Genomic DNA, 16,050 nt, shown 5'->3' on the forward strand with positions numbered 1-16,050 from the left:
AGACTCGACCTGGGGAGGTCGATCAGGGGCCGGTGCTCTTCGGAGCCCGGCCCCTTCCGCCCTCTCAGCGCCGGCCGCCCTTTCAGCGCTGGCCGTGCTTTAGCGCTGGCCGTCCTTAGCGCTGGATCAGGGATATGGGTCGAATCATGGCTCAAGATTCGACCCGGATCCCTGATCTGGTGGGATCGCCGGTCGCTGATCTGGTCGAAGCGGCACGCCTGGGGCCGGGGGAGCGGAGATGGGCGCGTTGAGCGCCAGCTCGGGATGATGGAGGTCGAACGCCGGCCGCTCCGACCGGATACGCGGGATGCGGTCGAAGTTGCGCAGCGGCGGCGGGGTGGGCGTCGCCCACTCCAGCGAGTTCCCGTGGCCCCACGGATCCTCGGCGGTCACGACCGGCCCGAACCGGTACGACTTCCAGACGTTCCACAGGAACGGCAGCATCGAGAAGCCCAGGATGAAGGAGCCGATCGTCGAGATCGTGTTCAGCGTGGTGAACCCGTCGCTGGGCAGGTAGTCGGCGTACCGGCGGGGCATGCCCTCGTTGCCGAGCCAGTGCTGCACGAGGAACGTGGTGTGGAAGCCGATGAAGGTGAGCCAGAAGTGGAACTTGCCGAGCCGCTCGTCGAGCATCCGGCCGAACATCTTCGGGAACCAGAAGTAGACGCCGGCGAAGACGGCGAAGACGATCGTGCCGAATAGCACGTAGTGGAAGTGCGCGACGACGAAGTACGAGTCGGACACCTGGAAGTCCACCGGCGGGCTGGCCAGCAGCACACCCGACAGACCACCGAGCAGGAAGGTCACCAGGAAGCCGATCGAGAACAGCATCGGCGTCTCGAAGGTGACCTTGCCGCGCCACATGCTGCCGATCCAGTTGAAGAACTTCATGCCGGTCGGCACCGCGATCATGAAGCTGAGGACCGAGAAGAACGGCAGCAGGACCTGGCCGGTGACGAACATGTGGTGCGCCCACACGCTCATCGACAGCGCCGCGATGGACAGCGTCGCCAGCACCATGCCCTTGTAGCCGAACAGCGGCTTGCGGCTGAACACCGGGATGACCTCGGTGATGATGCCGAAGAACGGCAGCGCGACGATGTAGACCTCGGGATGGCCGAAGAACCAGAACAGGTGCTGCCACAGGAGCGCGCCGTTGGTCGCCGCGTCGTAGACGTGCGCGCCGAGCACCCGGTCGGCCATCACCGCCAGCAGCGCCGCCGCCAGGATCGGGAAGACGAGCAGCACCATCAGCGACGTCACCAGGATGTTCCAGGTGAAGATCGGCATCCGGAACATCGTCATGCCGGGCGCGCGCAGGGTCAGGATCGTGGTCATCATGTTGACCGCGCCGAGGATCGTGCCGAGGCCGGAGATCACCAGGCCGACGAACCAGGCGTTGGCGCCGGGCCCGGGGCTGTTGACCTCGCCGGCGAGCGGCTGGTACGCGAACCAGCCGAAGTCGGCCGCGCCGCCGGGCATGGCGAACCCGGAGACCACCATCGTTCCGCCGAACAGATACAACCAGTACGCGAGCGCGTTGAGCCGTGGGAAGGCGACGTCCGGTGCGCCGATCTGCAACGGCACGACGTAGTTCGCGAAGGCGAACAGGATGGGCGTCGCGAACAGCAGCAGCATGATGGTGCCGTGCTCGGTGAACAGCTGGTTGTACTGCTCGGCGGACAGGAATTGCAGGCCCGGCCGGGCCAGCTCGGTTCGCATGATCAGTGCCATCAGTCCGCCGGCCATGAAGAAGCCGAACGACGTGACGAGATACATGATCCCGATCTGTTTGGCGTCGGTGGTCCGCAGGATGCGGCCGAACGCGGAACCCTTGGCCGGTAGGCGAACGGGTCCCGGATATGTGTTGATGATCGCCGGCTGTATGGAGGTGCCCGGCGTGTTCACGGGAGTCACGCGCGTCACGCTACTCTTTGATAAAGATCATTACAGGGAGTTTGTCCGGATCTGACGCGTGTACCTGATCGGGGTTCAGGGTATGCGGGCTGATGTGACCAGAGCCGATGACGAGGTGCTGATCGAGGCGCTGAAGGTGGCGGCGAGCGTCCTCAAGAGCGCGCAGATCCCGTTCGCGCTGGCCGGGGGGTACGCCGTCTACGCGCACGGCGGTGCGTCCAGCGACCATGACGTCGACTTCCTGATCAAGGCCGAGGACGTCGACCGGTCCCTGGAGGCGATGGCCGCCGCGGGCCTGGAGACTCACCGTCCCCCCGAAGACTGGCTGGTGAAGGCGTACCACGAGGGCACCTTGGTGGACCTCATCCATCGTCCGGTGGATCGGGAGGTCGACGACGACACCCTCGCCGACGCGGCCGTCATGAAGGTCGCCGCACTCAGCATGCCGGTGCTGTCGCCGACCACGCTGATGGTGCACAAGCTGCTGACCTTCAACGAGCACCACTGCGACTACTCCAAGGGGCTGCCGCTGGCCCGGTCGCTGCGCGAGCGGATCGACTGGAGCCGCGTACGCCGTGAGACCAAAGAGTCTCCGTACGCGGCGGCCTTCATCCGCCTGGCGGAGCTGCTGGAGATCGCGCCGCGGCAGCTGGAGACGGGAGATGCCTGAGATGAAGGACGAATATCTACTGGCCCAGGTGCAGCGCCTGCTGGCCGAGGACGGCGGCGAGCTGGGTATCGACGCCGTCCGGCATGACGATCTGCTCGTGCTGCGGGGCGAGGTCGAAAGCGAGCTCCGCTGCCGCGAGGTCGAGCTGCGGATCGCCGAGGCCTTCCCGGAGTTGACCATCCGCAACGAGTTGTCCGTTCCTCACGTACACAAGCCGCAGGAATCTGAGGAACTGACCGGCCGGCCGTCCGCCGGGGCGGGCGCGGCCAGTGAGGATCGGCACTGATGGGACGCGTACGAGTCGGCGCAGTCGGAGACGTGCACCTCGACCGGGACGTGGTGGGGCGGTTCCGGCCGGCCCTGGACGACGTCGCGGATCATGCCGACGTCCTGCTGCTCGCGGGCGACCTGACCCGCCACGGTACGCCCGAGGAAGCCGAGTGCGTGGCGGAGGAGTTCGGCGGGCTGGACGTGCCGGTGGTGGCGGTCCTGGGCAACCACGACTACCACGGTGACCGGGTCATCGAGGTGACCGGCATTCTGCAGGCCGCCGGGCTGACGGTCCTGGAGGGGGAGGGGACCGTCGTCGACACCCAGAACGGTCAGCTGGGAGTCGCCGGGGCCAAGGGTTTCGGCGGCGGCTTCGCCGGCCGGTGCGCGACGGCCTTCGGGGAACCGGAGATGAAGGACTTCGTGCGGCATACGGAGTTCAGCGCGAGCCTGCTCACCAAGGCCCTGGAGTCGCTCGAATGCGACGTACGCGTCGCTCTCACGCATTATTCGCCGGTGCCGGACACCTTGCAGGGCGAACCGTTGGAGATCTACCCGTTCCTCGGCTCCTACCTGCTGGCCGAGGCGATCGACGCGGTGCCGACCCAGCTGGCGATCCACGGGCATGCCCACGCTGGTGTCGAACGAGGCGTCACCCCGGGCGGCGTACGCGTGCGGAACGTCGCGCATCCGGTGATCCGGCAGGCGTACAGCGTGTTCGCGATCGACCAGACCTGCTAGGAACGCACGACAGAGGAACGCACGACGGAACGCGGCCCGCGGTGTGCACCTCCGCGGGCCGCGTGCATCGATCGCCAGATCAGACGAGGGCGAGCCGACCGGCCGACTCCACCGCCTGCTGGTACACCTGCGCGTACCCGCGGGCCATCGCCTTGGCGCTGAACATCTCGGACACCCGGCGACGGCAGGCCGCCGGATCGATCCGGGTCACATCGTGCAACGCCTGCGGCAGCTCGTCGGGCTCCTCGCAGATGATTCCGGTGACACCGTGCTCCACGACTTCGGGAACCGACCCGGAGCGCAGGGCGACGACCGGTGTGCCGCAGACCATGGACTCGATCATCACCATGCCGAACGGCTCTTGCCAGGTGATGGGGAACAGCAGGCAACGGGCGTTGACCATCAGCTCCCGCTTTTGAGCGGCGTCGGCGACGCCCATGGCGACGTCGTCCGGGCCGAGCATCGGCTCGATGACCTCCTCGAAGTACTCCTTCTCGACGGCCTCCATCTTCTTGCCCGCCATGATGAGCGGCAGGCCGGCCCGGTGCGCGGCCTCGATCGCGAGGTGCGCGCCCTTGGTCGGGTGATAGCGGCCGAGGAAGAGCGCGTAGTCCTGTTTGCGCTCGGCGTACGGCCAGTCGTTCGGACGTAGTCCGTTGTAGACGGTGCCGACCCAGTTCAGCTCGGGCGCGAGCCGCCGTTGCTGACCGCTGATGGAGATCAGCCCCACGTCGGTGCCCAGGGCCCGGTAGAACCGGCGGTTCTGCTCGTGAGCCGGACCGTGCACTGTGGTCAGCGCCGGTACGCCGAGATCGGCGTAGATCGCCCCGTTGAGCGGGCCCGAGAAGGTGTGGTCGTGCACCACGTCGACCGCCCGTCGGGCGATCAGTTTCTGGACGGCCCGGCGGGTCATCAGAGCGATCTCCACCTCGACGGCCGAGTCCCCGAGCCGGTCGCCGAGCGTGCTCGGCCAGACGGAGACCAGTTCCCCGAGTGTGCCGTTCCGCCCCGCGCCGACCAGTGTCACCTTGTGTCCGGCGGCCATCAGGCCGTCCGTCAGATCGGCCACGACCGCCTCGATCCCGCCGTAGCCGGCGGGCGGTAGATCGAAGTAAGGCGGCGCGACCATCACTATGCTGAGCGATTCCACGATCGCGTCCATACCCAGGTAAAACGCCGGTATGCAAATTGCCCCGTTTGCGAATTGGACCCACGTCTGTCACGGCGTGTCGGTCGGGACACGCCGGACCGCGGTCACCCGATTGGGGTGGTGCCGCGTCACCCTGGGGTCACCCGCTCGGGCGGTTTGCGTCAGCCGCCGGTGGGTATTGGCCGTTTTTCCCTAGAGCGGTGCTTTTCCGCAAAGAGTCCGTAAGCGTCGTAGACGCCGGCGCTGGATCAGATCCCTGGTCCAGCGCTCTGACAACCCACGGGGATGGGCAGGTTTGGCGATGGAAGTGGCTGGCATGCGATCGGGGATCGTCGTCGTGACGACCGAATGGATCGCCGGATACGAGGTCGAGACGATCATGGGCGCCGTCGTCGGGGTCTCCCCGCACTCGATCAGCCCATACCTGGAAGGCATGCGATCACTCGCGGACGGGCAAGGTGTGTCCAACACCGAACGCATGGACCTCATGCGGCGCTGTCGGGAGGAGGCGATCGAGATGATGGCGTACAACGCGCGGAAGATCGGGGCGAACGCCGTCATCGCCATGCGGATGGACCACCGTCTGGTGACCGAGGTCTGGAACGAGATCTGCGCGTACGGGACTGCGGTTCGTGCGGTTCCGGCAGTTCCGGCTCCCGCTTCTCGGCGCAAGAGGGTAAGTTCGGTCGAGACTATGCGCCTCTAGAAGAAACGGATGTGCGCCGATTGCGGCGATGCGTATGGATGACCAGGATTTCGCGGTAGAACGAAAGTCTGAACCGGACGCCACCGCAGTGCTCGTCCGGGGAGACGTCGACCTGACCACCGTCGCCCAACTGACCGAAGAACTGCAGTCCGCGATCGCCGACCGGCGTGACGTCGTCATCGACCTCGCGGGCGTCACGTTCATCGACTCCACCGGCGTACGCGCGCTCGTCGAGGCGTACCGGTCGGCCCGGCAGGCGAGCTTGCAGCTGTCCGTCCGCGGCGCCCGGCACTGGGTGGCCCGAGTACTGGAGGTCACCGGGGTCGCGACCATGCTCTCGGCACAGAGCAGCTGACCCGCTCGCCACGACAGCTCGATGCGAGAGATCGTCACGACAGGGCGACCGTCCACTCGGGAGGAAGCCCGGTGATGTGCGCGCCGCTGGTCGAAGCGCCGACTCGCAGGTCGTAATCGCCCAGCCGCAACCGGCGCAGGCTGATCCGACCCCACGACGGCGGCAACGCCGGGGCCAGCCGCAGGCGCCGGTTCGGCACGTCCGGCTCCAGTCCGAGGAACGAGCGCACCAGCAGCAGGGGAGCGGCGCTCGCCCAGGCTTGAGGCGAGCACGAGGTCGGGTACGGGATCGGCGGGCTGAACGCGTCGGCGGAGAACCCGCAGAACAGCTCCGGCAACCGGCCGCCGAACGCCTGCCCCGCCCGGATCAGGCCGTCGGCGAGCCGGTGGGCGAGCGGGACGGCGCCTGGGATGTGGGCGTACCGCATCAGCCCCGCGACCGCGATCGCCGTGTCGTGCGGCCAGATCGAGCCGTTGTGGTAACTCATCGGGTTGTACGCCCCCATGCGATCCGACAGCGTCCGCAGCCCGAAGCCCGAGTCCAGCCCGGCGAGCCCGGCCACGATGCGTTCGGCGTGCTCGTCGGGGACGATGCCGCTCCACAGGCAGTGCGCCGGGTTGCTGGTGATCGAGTCGACCGGGCGCTTGAGCCCGTCCAGCGCGATCGCGTAGAAACCCTCCTCCGGCAGCCAGAACCGTTCGGCGAACAACTGCTGCAACTTCTCCGCCTTGGCTCGGCAGGCCGACGCGGTGGCCCGTTCGCCGACCGCCTCGGCCAGCTCCGCCCGCGCCAGCCACGCCGCGTACGCGTACCCCTGCGCCTCCGCGAGCGCGATCGGCGGCTCGGCGAGCCGGCCGGTGGCGTCGTTGATGCCGTCCCAGCTGTCCTTCCAGCCCTGGTTGTCCAGGCCGCGGTCGGTGGCGCGCTGGTATTCCAGGAAGCCGTCGCCGTCCCGGTCGCCGTGCCGCTCCATCCAGGACAGCGCGGCGTCGGCCGCCGGGAGCAGGGCGCGGACGGTGCTCTCCGCCGCGCCCCACCGCCAGACCTCGCCGAGCAGGGCGACGAAGAGCGGCGTCGCGTCGACCGTCCCGTAGTAGTTCATGCCGCCGAGCGTCTCGACGTTCTGCGGGCCGAGCCGCATCTCGTGCAGGATGCGCCCGGGTTGTTCCTCGGTGCGCAGGTCGTGCTGGGTGCCCTGCAACGCCGCGAGCGTCTGGAGCGTGCCGACCGCCAGGGTGGGGTCCAGCGGCAGCGTCATCCAGCTGGTCAGCAGGCTGTCGCGGCCGAAGAGCGTCATGAACCAGGGCGCACCGGCGGCGACGTAGATCCGCTGCGGCTCGTCCTGGTCGATCATGCGCAGCGCCTCCAGGTCGTGCACGGTGCGCTGGAGGATGCGGGCGAGCCCCGGGTGCTCGACGCGCAGCTCGGTGACCCGATCCCGCCAGCCCGGTTCGCCCTTCTCGGCGGGCAGGTCGCGAAACCGCGGCTCGATCCGGCAGTTCGCCACCACCGGCTGCGCGATCAGCTCCACCGTCCAGCTCTCGCGCGGCGGGATGACCACCTGCCACACCAGGCCCGCGGCGCTCACCGTGGGCTCGCCGGCCGCGTGGACCAACAGACCGCGCGACCCGTCCTCCCGACTGAAGAACAGCTCCATGCCAGATCTACTGGTACGCGGAGAGGGCGCGCCGGGGCGGCCCTCCTTGACGGCGAACAGATCGGCGAAATCCGTGTCCACCAGCAGTTCCACCGAGACGGCGGTGGCTTCCCGGGCGACGTTGCTGAGGGTGATCACCTCGCGCATGCCCCGGCCGAGCCAGCGGTGCCGATCCACCAGCATGGTGCTGTCGTGCTTACCCGGGACGGCGGGCCGTCGGCCGATGAAGCGGGCGGTGAAGGCGTCGCTGTCGACCACCGACAACGGCTGCGGAGCCTGCCCGTCGAGTCGCAACTGCCAGCGCGACAGGACGCGCGCGTCACGAAAGTAGAGCCCTTGCAGGCCGTTGCCGACGATGTCGCCGGTGGCCTCGCTGATGCAGAATGTCGTCCCCTCGACGAGAGTCACCACCCCGCGTACGCCGCTGAGCGCGGGTGGTTGGGATGCTTCGAACGGGTCAGGGGCAGCCAGGCCTTCGGTCACAGATCCGGGCGTACCCGGGCGTGTCGGGGTTTATGCCCCACGGGCCGGGGTACGCCGCCGAGCATGCCGATCTCGACCCGATCGGGGCCGCGCGCACTGCGCGTCGCCTTGGTCTCGGAGCACGCGAGCCCGCTCGCCCAGCTCGGCGGGGTGGACGCCGGTGGGCAGAACGTCCATGTGGCCGCGCTGGCGACCGCCCTGGCCCGCCGGGGCCACGAAGTCGAGGTCTTCACCCGCCGGGACGATCCGGGGCCGCCGGAGACCGTGGAGTCCGGCGGTTTCCGTGTGGTGCACGTTCCGGCCGGTCCGCCGCAGGCCGTGCCCCGGGACCACCTGCTGCCCTTCATGTCCGATTTCGGGGCTTGGCTGGCGGCCCGCTGGACCATCGCGCCGCCGGACGTCGTGCACTCGCACTACTGGATGAGCGGGGTGGCCGCGCTCCGGGCGGGGGCGGGAATCCTGGACGGCGAGCGCCTGCCGCTGGTCACCACCTTCCACGCGCTCGGCACCGTGAAGCGACGGGTGCAGGGGGTCGCCGACACCAGCCCGGCCGAACGGACGGAGCTGGAGCCGCTGGTCGCACACAGCGCCGACCGGGTCATCGCCCAATCCGCCGACGAGGTCGGGGAGCTGCTGAAACTCGGCATTGCCCGAGGACAGATCGCAGTCGTCCCGTCCGGCGTCGATCTCGACCGCTTCCGGCCCGGCCCGGACGGACCCAGGTTGCGGTCGCCGGAGGAAACGCCCCGGATCCTGGCCGTTGGGCGGATGATCCCCCGGAAAGGCTTCCTCGACCTGATCAAGGCCATCCGCCGGGTTCCAGGGGCGCACCTGGTGATCGCGGGCGGGCCGGCGAAGGATCGGCTCGCGGCGGACCCGGTCGCGCAACGGCTCGTCGAGGCGGCCGAGGAACTCGGCGTGACCGACCGGGTGGAACTGCTCGGCGGGGTGCCGAACGAGCGGATGCCGGAGCTGTATCGCTCGGCCGACCTGCTCGCCTGCACACCGGCGTACGAGACGTTCGGGATGACTCCGCTGGAGGCGATGGCTTGTGGCACACCGGTTGTGGCGTATGCCGTCGGCGGGCTGGCCGACTCGGTGGCGCACGGCGTGTCCGGCCTGCTGGTGGCCCCCGGCGACGTCGACGGCCTGGCGAAGGCCATCCGCGAACTGCTGACCGTCGAACCCCGGCGGTACGCGTACGCGGTGGCCGGAATGAGCCAGGCTCAGGCCCGCTACCCGTGGCCCCGGGTAGCCGAACAGGTGGAGGCCGTATACCGATCGGTTATCGCCCGACAACTGGTCAGTTTGCGCTGACGGCTGGAGGGACTAGACTGAAGCCGCGTCAAAACGCCTGACGCGACAGCGGCCCGGTGAGCCGTGACGCTGTGCGGCACTCAAGCAGTCGGGTGCCACCGTTTCTGGACACCGAAGGCGCCAACGAGAGGCCAAGGGCTTTTCGCGTGGGGCCGGCGCAGGTGACAGCAGTCATGTCCATGACCCAGGAGAAGGTCAGGTTCCAGCACGGCACGCACAACTCCGAGTCGACGGCGGCATCAGGCGATTTCGAGGCGACGACCTCGGACGCCCTCGCTCGGATGCAGAAACTCGATGCTGACGACCCCGAGCGGGCGCGACTTCGCGAGTCGGTCATCGAGGCGTGCCTTCCCCTCGCGCGGCGCATCGCGCTGCGCTTCGGCAATCGCGGTGAAGAGATGGACGACCTGACTCAGGTCGCCCTGGTCGCCGCGATCAAGGCCGTCGATCGGTACGACACCGAGCGCGGCGAGTCGTTCCTGCACTACGTGGTGCCCACCATGGTGGGTGAGCTCAAGCGGCACTTCCGCGACCGGGGTTGGATGATTCGGGTCCGCCGCCAGCTCCAGGAGCTGCACATGGAGATCAGCCGCACGATTCCGACGCTGAGCCAGTCTCTGCGCCGGGTGCCGACCGTGGCCGATCTCGCCGAGCACCTGAAACTGAGCACCGATCAGGTGAGCGCCGGTCTCGAGTGCGCGCGGGCCTACCGGGCCTACTCGCTCAACGCGCCGGTGCGGGGAGCAGACGTCGACGTCGAACTCGGCGATCTCGTCGGGGGAGTCGACAACGAGCTGGAGCTCGTCCCCGAGCGCCAGGCTCTCTGGCAGGCGGTGTCCGCACTGCCGGCCCGGGAGCAGAAGATCCTGGTGCTGCGGTACTTCGGAAACATGACCCAGGCGGAGATCGCCAAGATCGTCGGCGTCTCCCAGATGCATGTCTCGCGGTTGCTCACCCAGTCGCTCAACCGGCTGAAGAACGTCCTGCTCGAAGACGCCTGATCCGTCAGGTTCTACGAGTAGGACAGGGCAACGAGGCATGCCTCGTCGGTTCGAGCCGGAGTCGGCACAGTCAACGCCGACTCCGGCTCGCCGGCGCGTACGCCCCGGCCGAGCTTGCTGCTCAGGTTCTTCAGCGGATCACGGGCCCGCCGATCGAGGACGCCGTCTGTGTAGAACACCAGGGTGTCGCCCGGTTCCAGCTGGGCGGCGCCGCTGCTGAACACCGCGTCCGGCAGCAGACCCAGCGCCGGCCCCTCGGGCGACTTCAACGGCGTCGCCGTAGCGGTGCGGCCGCGTACCAGAATCGGGGGCAGGTGGCCGGCCTGAGCCCAGGTCGCGACCTTCGTCTCGTGGTCCACCCGGGCCAGCGCCAGGCTGGCCAGCGGCGGATCGGGCAGCCGATGCAGCTCGGTGTTGAGGACCGCCAGGATCGCCTCGGGTGCGAGTCCGGCGATGCCCAGCGCGACGACCGGCGGCATGAGCCGGGCCACCGCCGAGGCGGCGGTCAGGCCCGAACCGAACATGTCGCCGACCACCAGCAGCAGGTCGCCGTTCGGCAACAGCTGAGCGTCACAGAAGTCCCCGCGTAGGGGAGCCGTGCGATCGGTGGCGAAGTGCCGCCCGACCACGCGCAACGGGCCGCTGCTGTGGTCGAAGGAGCGGGCCGGATACAGCAGGTCCATCAGGGCTCTGGTGAGTTCGTGCTCGGCCGCCAGTCGTACCCGTTGAGCTGAAGCCTGCGCCTGCGAACGCCGCAGTTGCTCGTCGAGCTGGAGTTGCACGGAGATGTCCTGGACCAGGAGCCGCACGGTGCCGCGCGGGTCGGTCTCCTCGGGCCGCGGGCCCTCGCCCGCGGCGAACGCGCGGAGCCGGACCAGCTCCTCGCCGCCGCGACGCAGATCGATGTCTACAGTGGCTTGACCACCGTGCGCCGCGCGGCGCAGGGCCTCGGTGAGGATCGGCCGCGACTCGGGCTCGGCCAGTTCCACCAGGGCGGTACGCGACAAGGGCCCCTTGCGCGGTGACACGCCGAGCAGCCGGTACATGCCCGGCGACCACCACATGCGTTTGCCGATCGGATCCCACTCGCACCAGCCGAAGTGGCCGAGCTGCTCCATCTGGGTGACCTGTTCCTCCAGCCGGACGAACTCGTCGACGCGCCGCCACGAGGCGATGATCGCCCCGGCGATCGGCGCGGCCCGGCGGCCCTTCACGACGCGTTGCCAGGTCCCGGCGACCCGGGCGTCCTCCGGCTCGGGTTCCCGTTCCCAGGGCGTGCCGTCGGCCAGCGTCCGTACGTAGGCGTCGAAGATGCCGTTCGTCAGCAGATGCGGGTACGCGTCGAGCAGCCGCCGGCCGAGCGCGTCGGGCTCGTCGGCCTGGGCGAGCGGGCTCATCGCCGCGACGTAGAAGTCGATGACCACCCCGGCGGCGTCCCGGATCGGCGTGAGCAGCTGGGTCATGCCCGAGGTGGCGTCGATGACGCGCTGGATCCAGCCGAGGTCGCCGGTGAGCGAGGCGGCGGTGCCCGCGATCGCCTGCGCCCAGACCCGCCCGACCGCGCGGCCCGACTCCTGGGCGAGGCGGTCGAGATAGCTGCGGTCGAGCGCGGTGAACTCACGCGGCTGCGTCCACGAGATCAGCAGTACGCCGGTGACGCGCGATTCGATGGCGATCGGATAGCCCACCATCGCCGGACCCGGCCCGACCAGGGCGAGATCGGTCTCCGCCTGGCCGTCGAAGAGCACGGGATGCGCGTGCCGCACGACCTCGCTCATCGGCGTGGCGATCAACGAGGGAATCCGCCGGGCCTCGCTGATCTGCTGAGACGTCCAGCCTTCCGCGCCGATCAGGCGCAGGGAGCCGTTCGGCTCGGCGGCGAACACGGCCACGCCGCTGGGCGGCGGATCGCCCGCGTTAGCCATGACCGCCGAGGTCAACCCGGTGATGTCGTCGGCCGCGGTGAACGCGGAGACCGCCCGGCGCAGCCGCCGTTTCGCCTCGTCGGGCCAGGCCGGCGGCTTGGTCGGGGCCAGCCCGGCCATGACGGTGAGCGGGCGCGGCTCCGGTGTGATGGACAGTGCTTCGGTGCGCCGCGGGGCGGCCGGGGCGACCGGCGGGGTCTCCGCCTCGGCCGTCACCGCCACGGCGGCCGGTCGATCGGGCGGGGCGATGCCGTTGACGACGTCGGCGGCGACGTCGACCAAGGGGGTGTTGCTGCGCTGCGAGCGTTGGGAGAGCTGGGCGTACGCCGTCTCCGGGTCGACACCCTGTCGTTCGGCGAGGATGCCTTTCGCCTGCTCGATCAAGGCTCGCGTACGCATGGCCCGGCGCAGCCCGGCGACCTCCTGTTCGAGGCGCTGGACGCGGACGGGCCAGTCTTCGGCCGTGCTCTCCACCACTGGGCGATCATATGGCGCGCTGCTGCGGATCGCCTGTCGTCGGGGGCCGGGCGGCCAGGGTGAGCAAATCGGGCGAAACCGCCTCTTATCATGGTGAAAGTGGTTAGCTAACCCCTATGATGCGAGGACAGTGGCGCCGGCTGGTGGCCGCGAGCGGATTGGCGCTCGTACTGGCCGCGACGGCATGCAGCAATTCGAACGACAACAACAACGGCGGCAGCTCCACCACCGGCGGCGGCGAGAGCACCGAGAACGGCTTCAAGGTCGGCATTCTTCTGCCGGAGTCCAAGACGACCCGGTACGAGACGTTCGACAAGCCGTACATGGAGGCGAAGATCAAGGAACTCTGCCCCAAGTGCGAGATCCTTTATCAGAACGCCGACCAGGACAGCTCCAAGCAGCAGTCGCAGGCCGAGGCCATGCTGACGCAGGGAGCCAAGGTACTCATCCTCGACCCGGTCGACGCCTCCGCGGCGGCGACCGTCGTCAACAGCGCCAAGGGTCAGAACGTGCCGGTGGTCTCCTACGACCGGCTCGCCAAGGGCCCGATCGCGTACTACGTCTCGTTCGACAACAAGAAGGTCGGGCAGTTCCAGGGGCAGGCCCTGCTGGACGCGCTGAAAGCGGGCGGTGACCCGAAGCGCGCCGACATCGTGATGATCAACGGCTCGCCGACCGACCCGAACGCCGCCGACTTCAAGGCCGGCGCGCACTCGGTCCTCGACGGCCAGGTCACCATCGGCAAGGAGTTCGACACCCCGGACTGGTCGCCGGACAAGGCCCAGCAGGAGATGGAACAGGCCATCACCGCCCTGGGCAAGGACAAGATCATCGGCGTGTACGCCGCTAACGACGGAACCGCCGGCGGTGCGATCGCGGCGATGAAGGGCGGCGGCTTCACCTCGCCGTTCCCGCCGGTCACCGGGCAGGACGCCGAGCTGGCCGCGATCCAGCGAATCGTCGCCGGTGAGCAGTACATGACCATCTACAAGGCGATCAAGCCGGAGGCCGAGATCGCGGCGTCGATGGCCATCGCCGCCGCCACCGGGCAGGCGTACTCGGGCGAGCCGACCACCACCGTCAACAACGGCACCGTCGACGTCACCTCGGTGCTGCTGACCCCGGTCGTGGTCAAGAAGGACACGATCATGGACACGGTGGTCAAGGACGGCTTCTACAAGGTCGACCAGATCTGCACCTCGCAGTTCGCCGCGGCCTGCCAGGCGGCTGGTATCAAGTGACCGCCACGGACTCTCCGGTGCTCGCGCTGACGGGCATCTCGAAGCGATTCGGCGCGGTGCAAGCTCTCACCGACGTCAGCCTGGAGGTGTACCCGGGCGAGGTCGTCGCGCTCGTGGGTGACAACGGCGCCGGGAAGTCCACTCTCATCAAGGTGATCGCCGGTGTCGGCCCCGCTGACACCGGCGAGATCCGGTGGGGGGACAAGCCGGTCCACATCTCCAAGCCGGCCGACGCGACCGGGCTCGGGATCGCGACCGTCTACCAGGACCTCGCGCTCTGCGACAACCTCGACGTCGTCGCGAACCTCTTCCTCGGCCGGGAACTGACCCGGACGAGCGTCCTCGACGAGATCGGCATGGAGAAACGCTCCCGCGAGCTGCTGGGCAGCCTCTCGGTGCGGTTGCCGAGCGTACGCGTGCCGGTGGCCGGCCTGTCCGGTGGTCAGCGGCAGTCCGTGGCGATCGCCCGGTCCCTGCTCGGCGAGCCGAAGGTCGTGCTGCTGGACGAGCCGACCGCGGCCCTCGGCGTCGCACAGACCGCCGAAGTCCTCGATCTCGTCGAACGGCTCCGGGAACGGGGCCTCGGCGTGATCCTGATCAGCCACAACCTGGCCGACGTCAAGGCGGTCGCCGACCGGGTGGTGGTGCTGCGGCTGGGCCGCAACGCCGGGGTCTTCGACCCCGACGAGACCAGTCAGGAGGAGATCGTGCAGGCGATCACGGGAGCCCTCGACAACGCGGTCACCCGCCGCCGGGCCCGCAGCGAAGGCGGCGCGCCGGACTCGGGCACCGGCGGCGCCACCGGACCGGTCGACGATAGCGACCTCGGGGAACTCGGGGGTGAGGGATGACCAACCCGACCATTCCGCCGCCCGCGGCCGGTCCGCTGGCCGACTCCGACACCCACTCACCGTGGGAGCTGATCAAACGCCGCATCCGCGGTGGCGAGCTGGGTGCCTGGCCGGTGCTCATCGGGCTGATCATCATCTGGGTGGTCTTCCAGGCGCTCAACGACCGCTTCCTGACCGCGCAGAACCTGTCCAACCTGGCCCTGCAGATCACCGCCGTCGGCATGATCAGCGTCGGCATCGTGCTGGTGCTCCTGCTCGGCGAGATCGACCTGTCGGTCGGCTCGGTCGCCGGCGTCTGCGCCGCCGCGCTGGCCGTCCTGTCCGTACGCCGAGGCTGGTCCGACATCTCCGCCATCATCGTGGCACTGCTGCTCGGTGCGCTGATCGGGTTCTTGCAGGGCACGATCTTCGCCAAGCTGGGCGTACCGGCGTTCGTGGTGACCCTGGCGGGCAACCTCGGCTGGCTCGGCCTCCAGCTCTACCTGCTGGGCTCCGAGGGCACCATCAACGTGCCGACCGGCACCATCACCGACCTGATGAACACCAAGCTCAGCCAGGCGGCGGGCTGGATCGTCGGGGTGATCGTCGTCGCCCTGTACGCCTTCGCGGCGTTCACCGCCCGGGCGCGGCGAGCCTCCGCCGGCCTCCCCGCGGCATCGCTCCGCAGCGACCTCGTACGCGTCATCGGCCTGGCCGCGATCGTGGTCGTGACGGTGGTCGTGCTGAACTCGTGGCAAGGCGTACCGCTCGGCCTGTTGATCCTCGTCGGCCTGGTGGCGGTGCTGGACCTCGTGCTCCGCAAGACCCGGTACGGCCGCAGCATCTTCGCCGTCGGCGGCAACATCGAAGCGGCCCGCCGGGCAGGCATCAACGTGGCGGCGGTCCAGATCTCCGTCTTCACGCTGTGCTCGACCTTCGCCGCGCTCGGCGGCATCCTGCTCGTCTCCCGAGGCTTCTCGGCCACCCAGACGACCGGCGCCAGCGACGTCCTGCTGCTGGCCATCGCCGGCGCGGTCATCGGCGGCGTCAGCCTCTTCGGCGGCCGGGGCAGCCCCTGGGGCGCCCTGCTCGGCGCGGTCGTGCTCGGCTCGATCAGCTCCGGCATGCTGCTGATCGACGTCGACTCCTCCGTCCGGTACATGATCACGGCAGCGGTGCTGTTGGCGGCGGTCATCCTCGACTCGGTGTCCCGCCGGGGCCGCCGGGCGAGCGGCCGAGGCTGACCCCCTTCCTCATTCGGCGGGGCGTCGGGATTCCGGCGCCCCGCCGCTTTGCCCTACTTTGGCGGC

At 69.1% G+C, this 16,050-nt stretch carries 14 protein-coding genes; 10 read left to right on the plus strand and 4 right to left on the minus strand.

The features are described 5' to 3' along the window. Nucleotides 1-144: 144 nt before the first annotated feature. Complete coding sequence (ctaD, locus tag HDA40_RS28850; RefSeq protein WP_253763850.1) at nt 145-1,908, minus strand: aa3-type cytochrome oxidase subunit I; 1,764 nt, start codon at nt 1,906-1,908, stop codon at nt 145-147. A 103-nt stretch (nt 1,909-2,011) separates the two neighbouring features. On the opposite strand from ctaD, the gene HDA40_RS28855 reads away from it, so the two are divergent. Genes HDA40_RS28855 through HDA40_RS28865 form a run of 3 tightly spaced genes read left to right on the plus strand, consistent with a single transcriptional unit; the run spans nt 2,012 to nt 3,598 of the window. After that, the gene (locus tag HDA40_RS28855) at nt 2,012-2,587 is read left to right on the plus strand and encodes a nucleotidyltransferase (RefSeq protein WP_253760949.1); all 576 of its coding nucleotides are present in this window, start codon (nt 2,012-2,014) and stop codon (nt 2,585-2,587) included. After that, the gene (locus tag HDA40_RS28860) at nt 2,580-2,873 is read left to right on the plus strand and encodes a hypothetical protein (protein WP_253760950.1); all 294 of its coding nucleotides are present in this window, start codon (nt 2,580-2,582) and stop codon (nt 2,871-2,873) included. Before HDA40_RS28855 ends, HDA40_RS28860 begins: the two co-directional genes overlap by 8 nt. Continuing rightward, a complete protein-coding gene (locus tag HDA40_RS28865) occupies nt 2,873-3,598 on the plus strand; it encodes a metallophosphoesterase family protein (RefSeq protein ID WP_253760951.1) in 726 nt (241 codons plus the stop codon). The genes HDA40_RS28860 and HDA40_RS28865 overlap by 1 nt, the downstream gene beginning before the upstream one ends. 79 nt (nt 3,599-3,677) lie before the next feature. On the opposite strand, the gene HDA40_RS28870 is transcribed toward HDA40_RS28865, so the two are convergent. Then, a complete protein-coding gene (locus HDA40_RS28870; protein ID WP_253760952.1) occupies nt 3,678-4,748 on the minus strand; it encodes a glycosyltransferase family 4 protein in 1,071 nt (356 codons plus the stop codon). Between the two features lie 337 nt (nt 4,749-5,085). On the opposite strand from HDA40_RS28870, the gene HDA40_RS28875 reads away from it, so the two are divergent. Both HDA40_RS28875 and HDA40_RS28880 read left to right on the plus strand, forming a co-directional pair. After that, complete coding sequence (locus HDA40_RS28875) at nt 5,086-5,454, plus strand: YbjQ family protein (RefSeq protein WP_253760953.1); 369 nt, start codon at nt 5,086-5,088, stop codon at nt 5,452-5,454. A gap of 34 nt (nt 5,455-5,488) precedes the next feature. Further along, nucleotides 5,489-5,809, plus strand: a complete 321-nt coding sequence (locus HDA40_RS28880; RefSeq protein ID WP_253760954.1) for an STAS domain-containing protein — start codon at nt 5,489-5,491, stop codon at nt 5,807-5,809. A gap of 34 nt (nt 5,810-5,843) precedes the next feature. Here HDA40_RS28880 and HDA40_RS28885 read toward each other — a convergent pair whose 3' ends face one another. After that, nucleotides 5,844-7,949 (minus strand): amylo-alpha-1,6-glucosidase, encoded by a 2,106-nt coding sequence (locus tag HDA40_RS28885; RefSeq protein ID WP_253760955.1) that lies wholly within the window; start codon nt 7,947-7,949, stop codon nt 5,844-5,846. Nucleotides 7,950-8,045: 96 nt separating this feature from the next. Between HDA40_RS28885 and HDA40_RS28890 the strand changes: the two genes are divergently transcribed. Both HDA40_RS28890 and HDA40_RS28895 read left to right on the plus strand, forming a co-directional pair. Continuing rightward, nucleotides 8,046-9,266, plus strand: coding sequence for a glycosyltransferase (locus tag HDA40_RS28890; RefSeq protein ID WP_253763851.1), 1,221 nt, complete (start codon nt 8,046-8,048; stop codon nt 9,264-9,266). A 179-nt stretch (nt 9,267-9,445) separates the two neighbouring features. After that, nucleotides 9,446-10,267 carry a SigB/SigF/SigG family RNA polymerase sigma factor gene (locus HDA40_RS28895; RefSeq protein ID WP_253760956.1) on the plus strand — a complete coding sequence of 274 codons (822 nt, stop codon included), beginning with the start codon at nt 9,446-9,448 and terminating at the stop codon, nt 10,265-10,267. A gap of 11 nt (nt 10,268-10,278) precedes the next feature. Here the strand turns inward: HDA40_RS28895 and HDA40_RS28900 are convergent, their stop codons facing one another. After that, nucleotides 10,279-12,669: a SpoIIE family protein phosphatase gene (locus HDA40_RS28900; protein WP_253760957.1), complete on the minus strand. Its 2,391-nt coding sequence runs from the start codon at nt 12,667-12,669 to the stop codon at nt 10,279-10,281. Between the two features lie 116 nt (nt 12,670-12,785). Between HDA40_RS28900 and HDA40_RS28905 the strand changes: the two genes are divergently transcribed. The 3 genes from HDA40_RS28905 to HDA40_RS28915 are packed head-to-tail and all read left to right on the plus strand — an operon-like array spanning nt 12,786 to nt 15,984. Then, entirely contained in the window at nt 12,786-13,910 is a 1,125-nt protein-coding gene (locus HDA40_RS28905) for a sugar ABC transporter substrate-binding protein (RefSeq protein WP_253760958.1), read from the plus strand. Beyond that, nucleotides 13,907-14,761, plus strand: a complete 855-nt coding sequence (locus tag HDA40_RS28910; RefSeq protein WP_253760959.1) for an ATP-binding cassette domain-containing protein — start codon at nt 13,907-13,909, stop codon at nt 14,759-14,761. Before HDA40_RS28905 ends, HDA40_RS28910 begins: the two co-directional genes overlap by 4 nt. After that, entirely contained in the window at nt 14,758-15,984 is a 1,227-nt protein-coding gene (locus tag HDA40_RS28915) for a sugar ABC transporter permease (RefSeq protein ID WP_253760960.1), read from the plus strand. Before HDA40_RS28910 ends, HDA40_RS28915 begins: the two co-directional genes overlap by 4 nt. The last annotated feature ends 66 nt before the right edge of the window (nt 15,985-16,050 follow it).

The organism is Hamadaea flava, assembly GCF_024172085.1.
GTDB lineage: Bacteria > Actinomycetota > Actinomycetes > Mycobacteriales > Micromonosporaceae > Hamadaea > Hamadaea flava.

Excerpts from the sequence above, each read along its gene's own strand:
- HDA40_RS28905 (WP_253760958.1), top strand. The coding sequence starts at position 12,786 with ATGATGCGAGGACAGTGGCGCCGGCTGGTGGCCGCGAGCGGATTGGCG.
- HDA40_RS28860 (WP_253760950.1), top strand. The coding sequence starts at position 2,580 with ATGCCTGAGATGAAGGACGAATATCTACTGGCCCAGGTGCAGCGCCTG.
- HDA40_RS28895 (WP_253760956.1), top strand. The coding sequence starts at position 9,446 with ATGACCCAGGAGAAGGTCAGGTTCCAGCACGGCACGCACAACTCCGAG.
- HDA40_RS28865 (WP_253760951.1), top strand. The coding sequence starts at position 2,873 with ATGGGACGCGTACGAGTCGGCGCAGTCGGAGACGTGCACCTCGACCGG.
- HDA40_RS28915 (WP_253760960.1), top strand. The coding sequence starts at position 14,758 with ATGACCAACCCGACCATTCCGCCGCCCGCGGCCGGTCCGCTGGCCGAC.
- HDA40_RS28880 (WP_253760954.1), top strand. The coding sequence starts at position 5,489 with ATGGATGACCAGGATTTCGCGGTAGAACGAAAGTCTGAACCGGACGCC.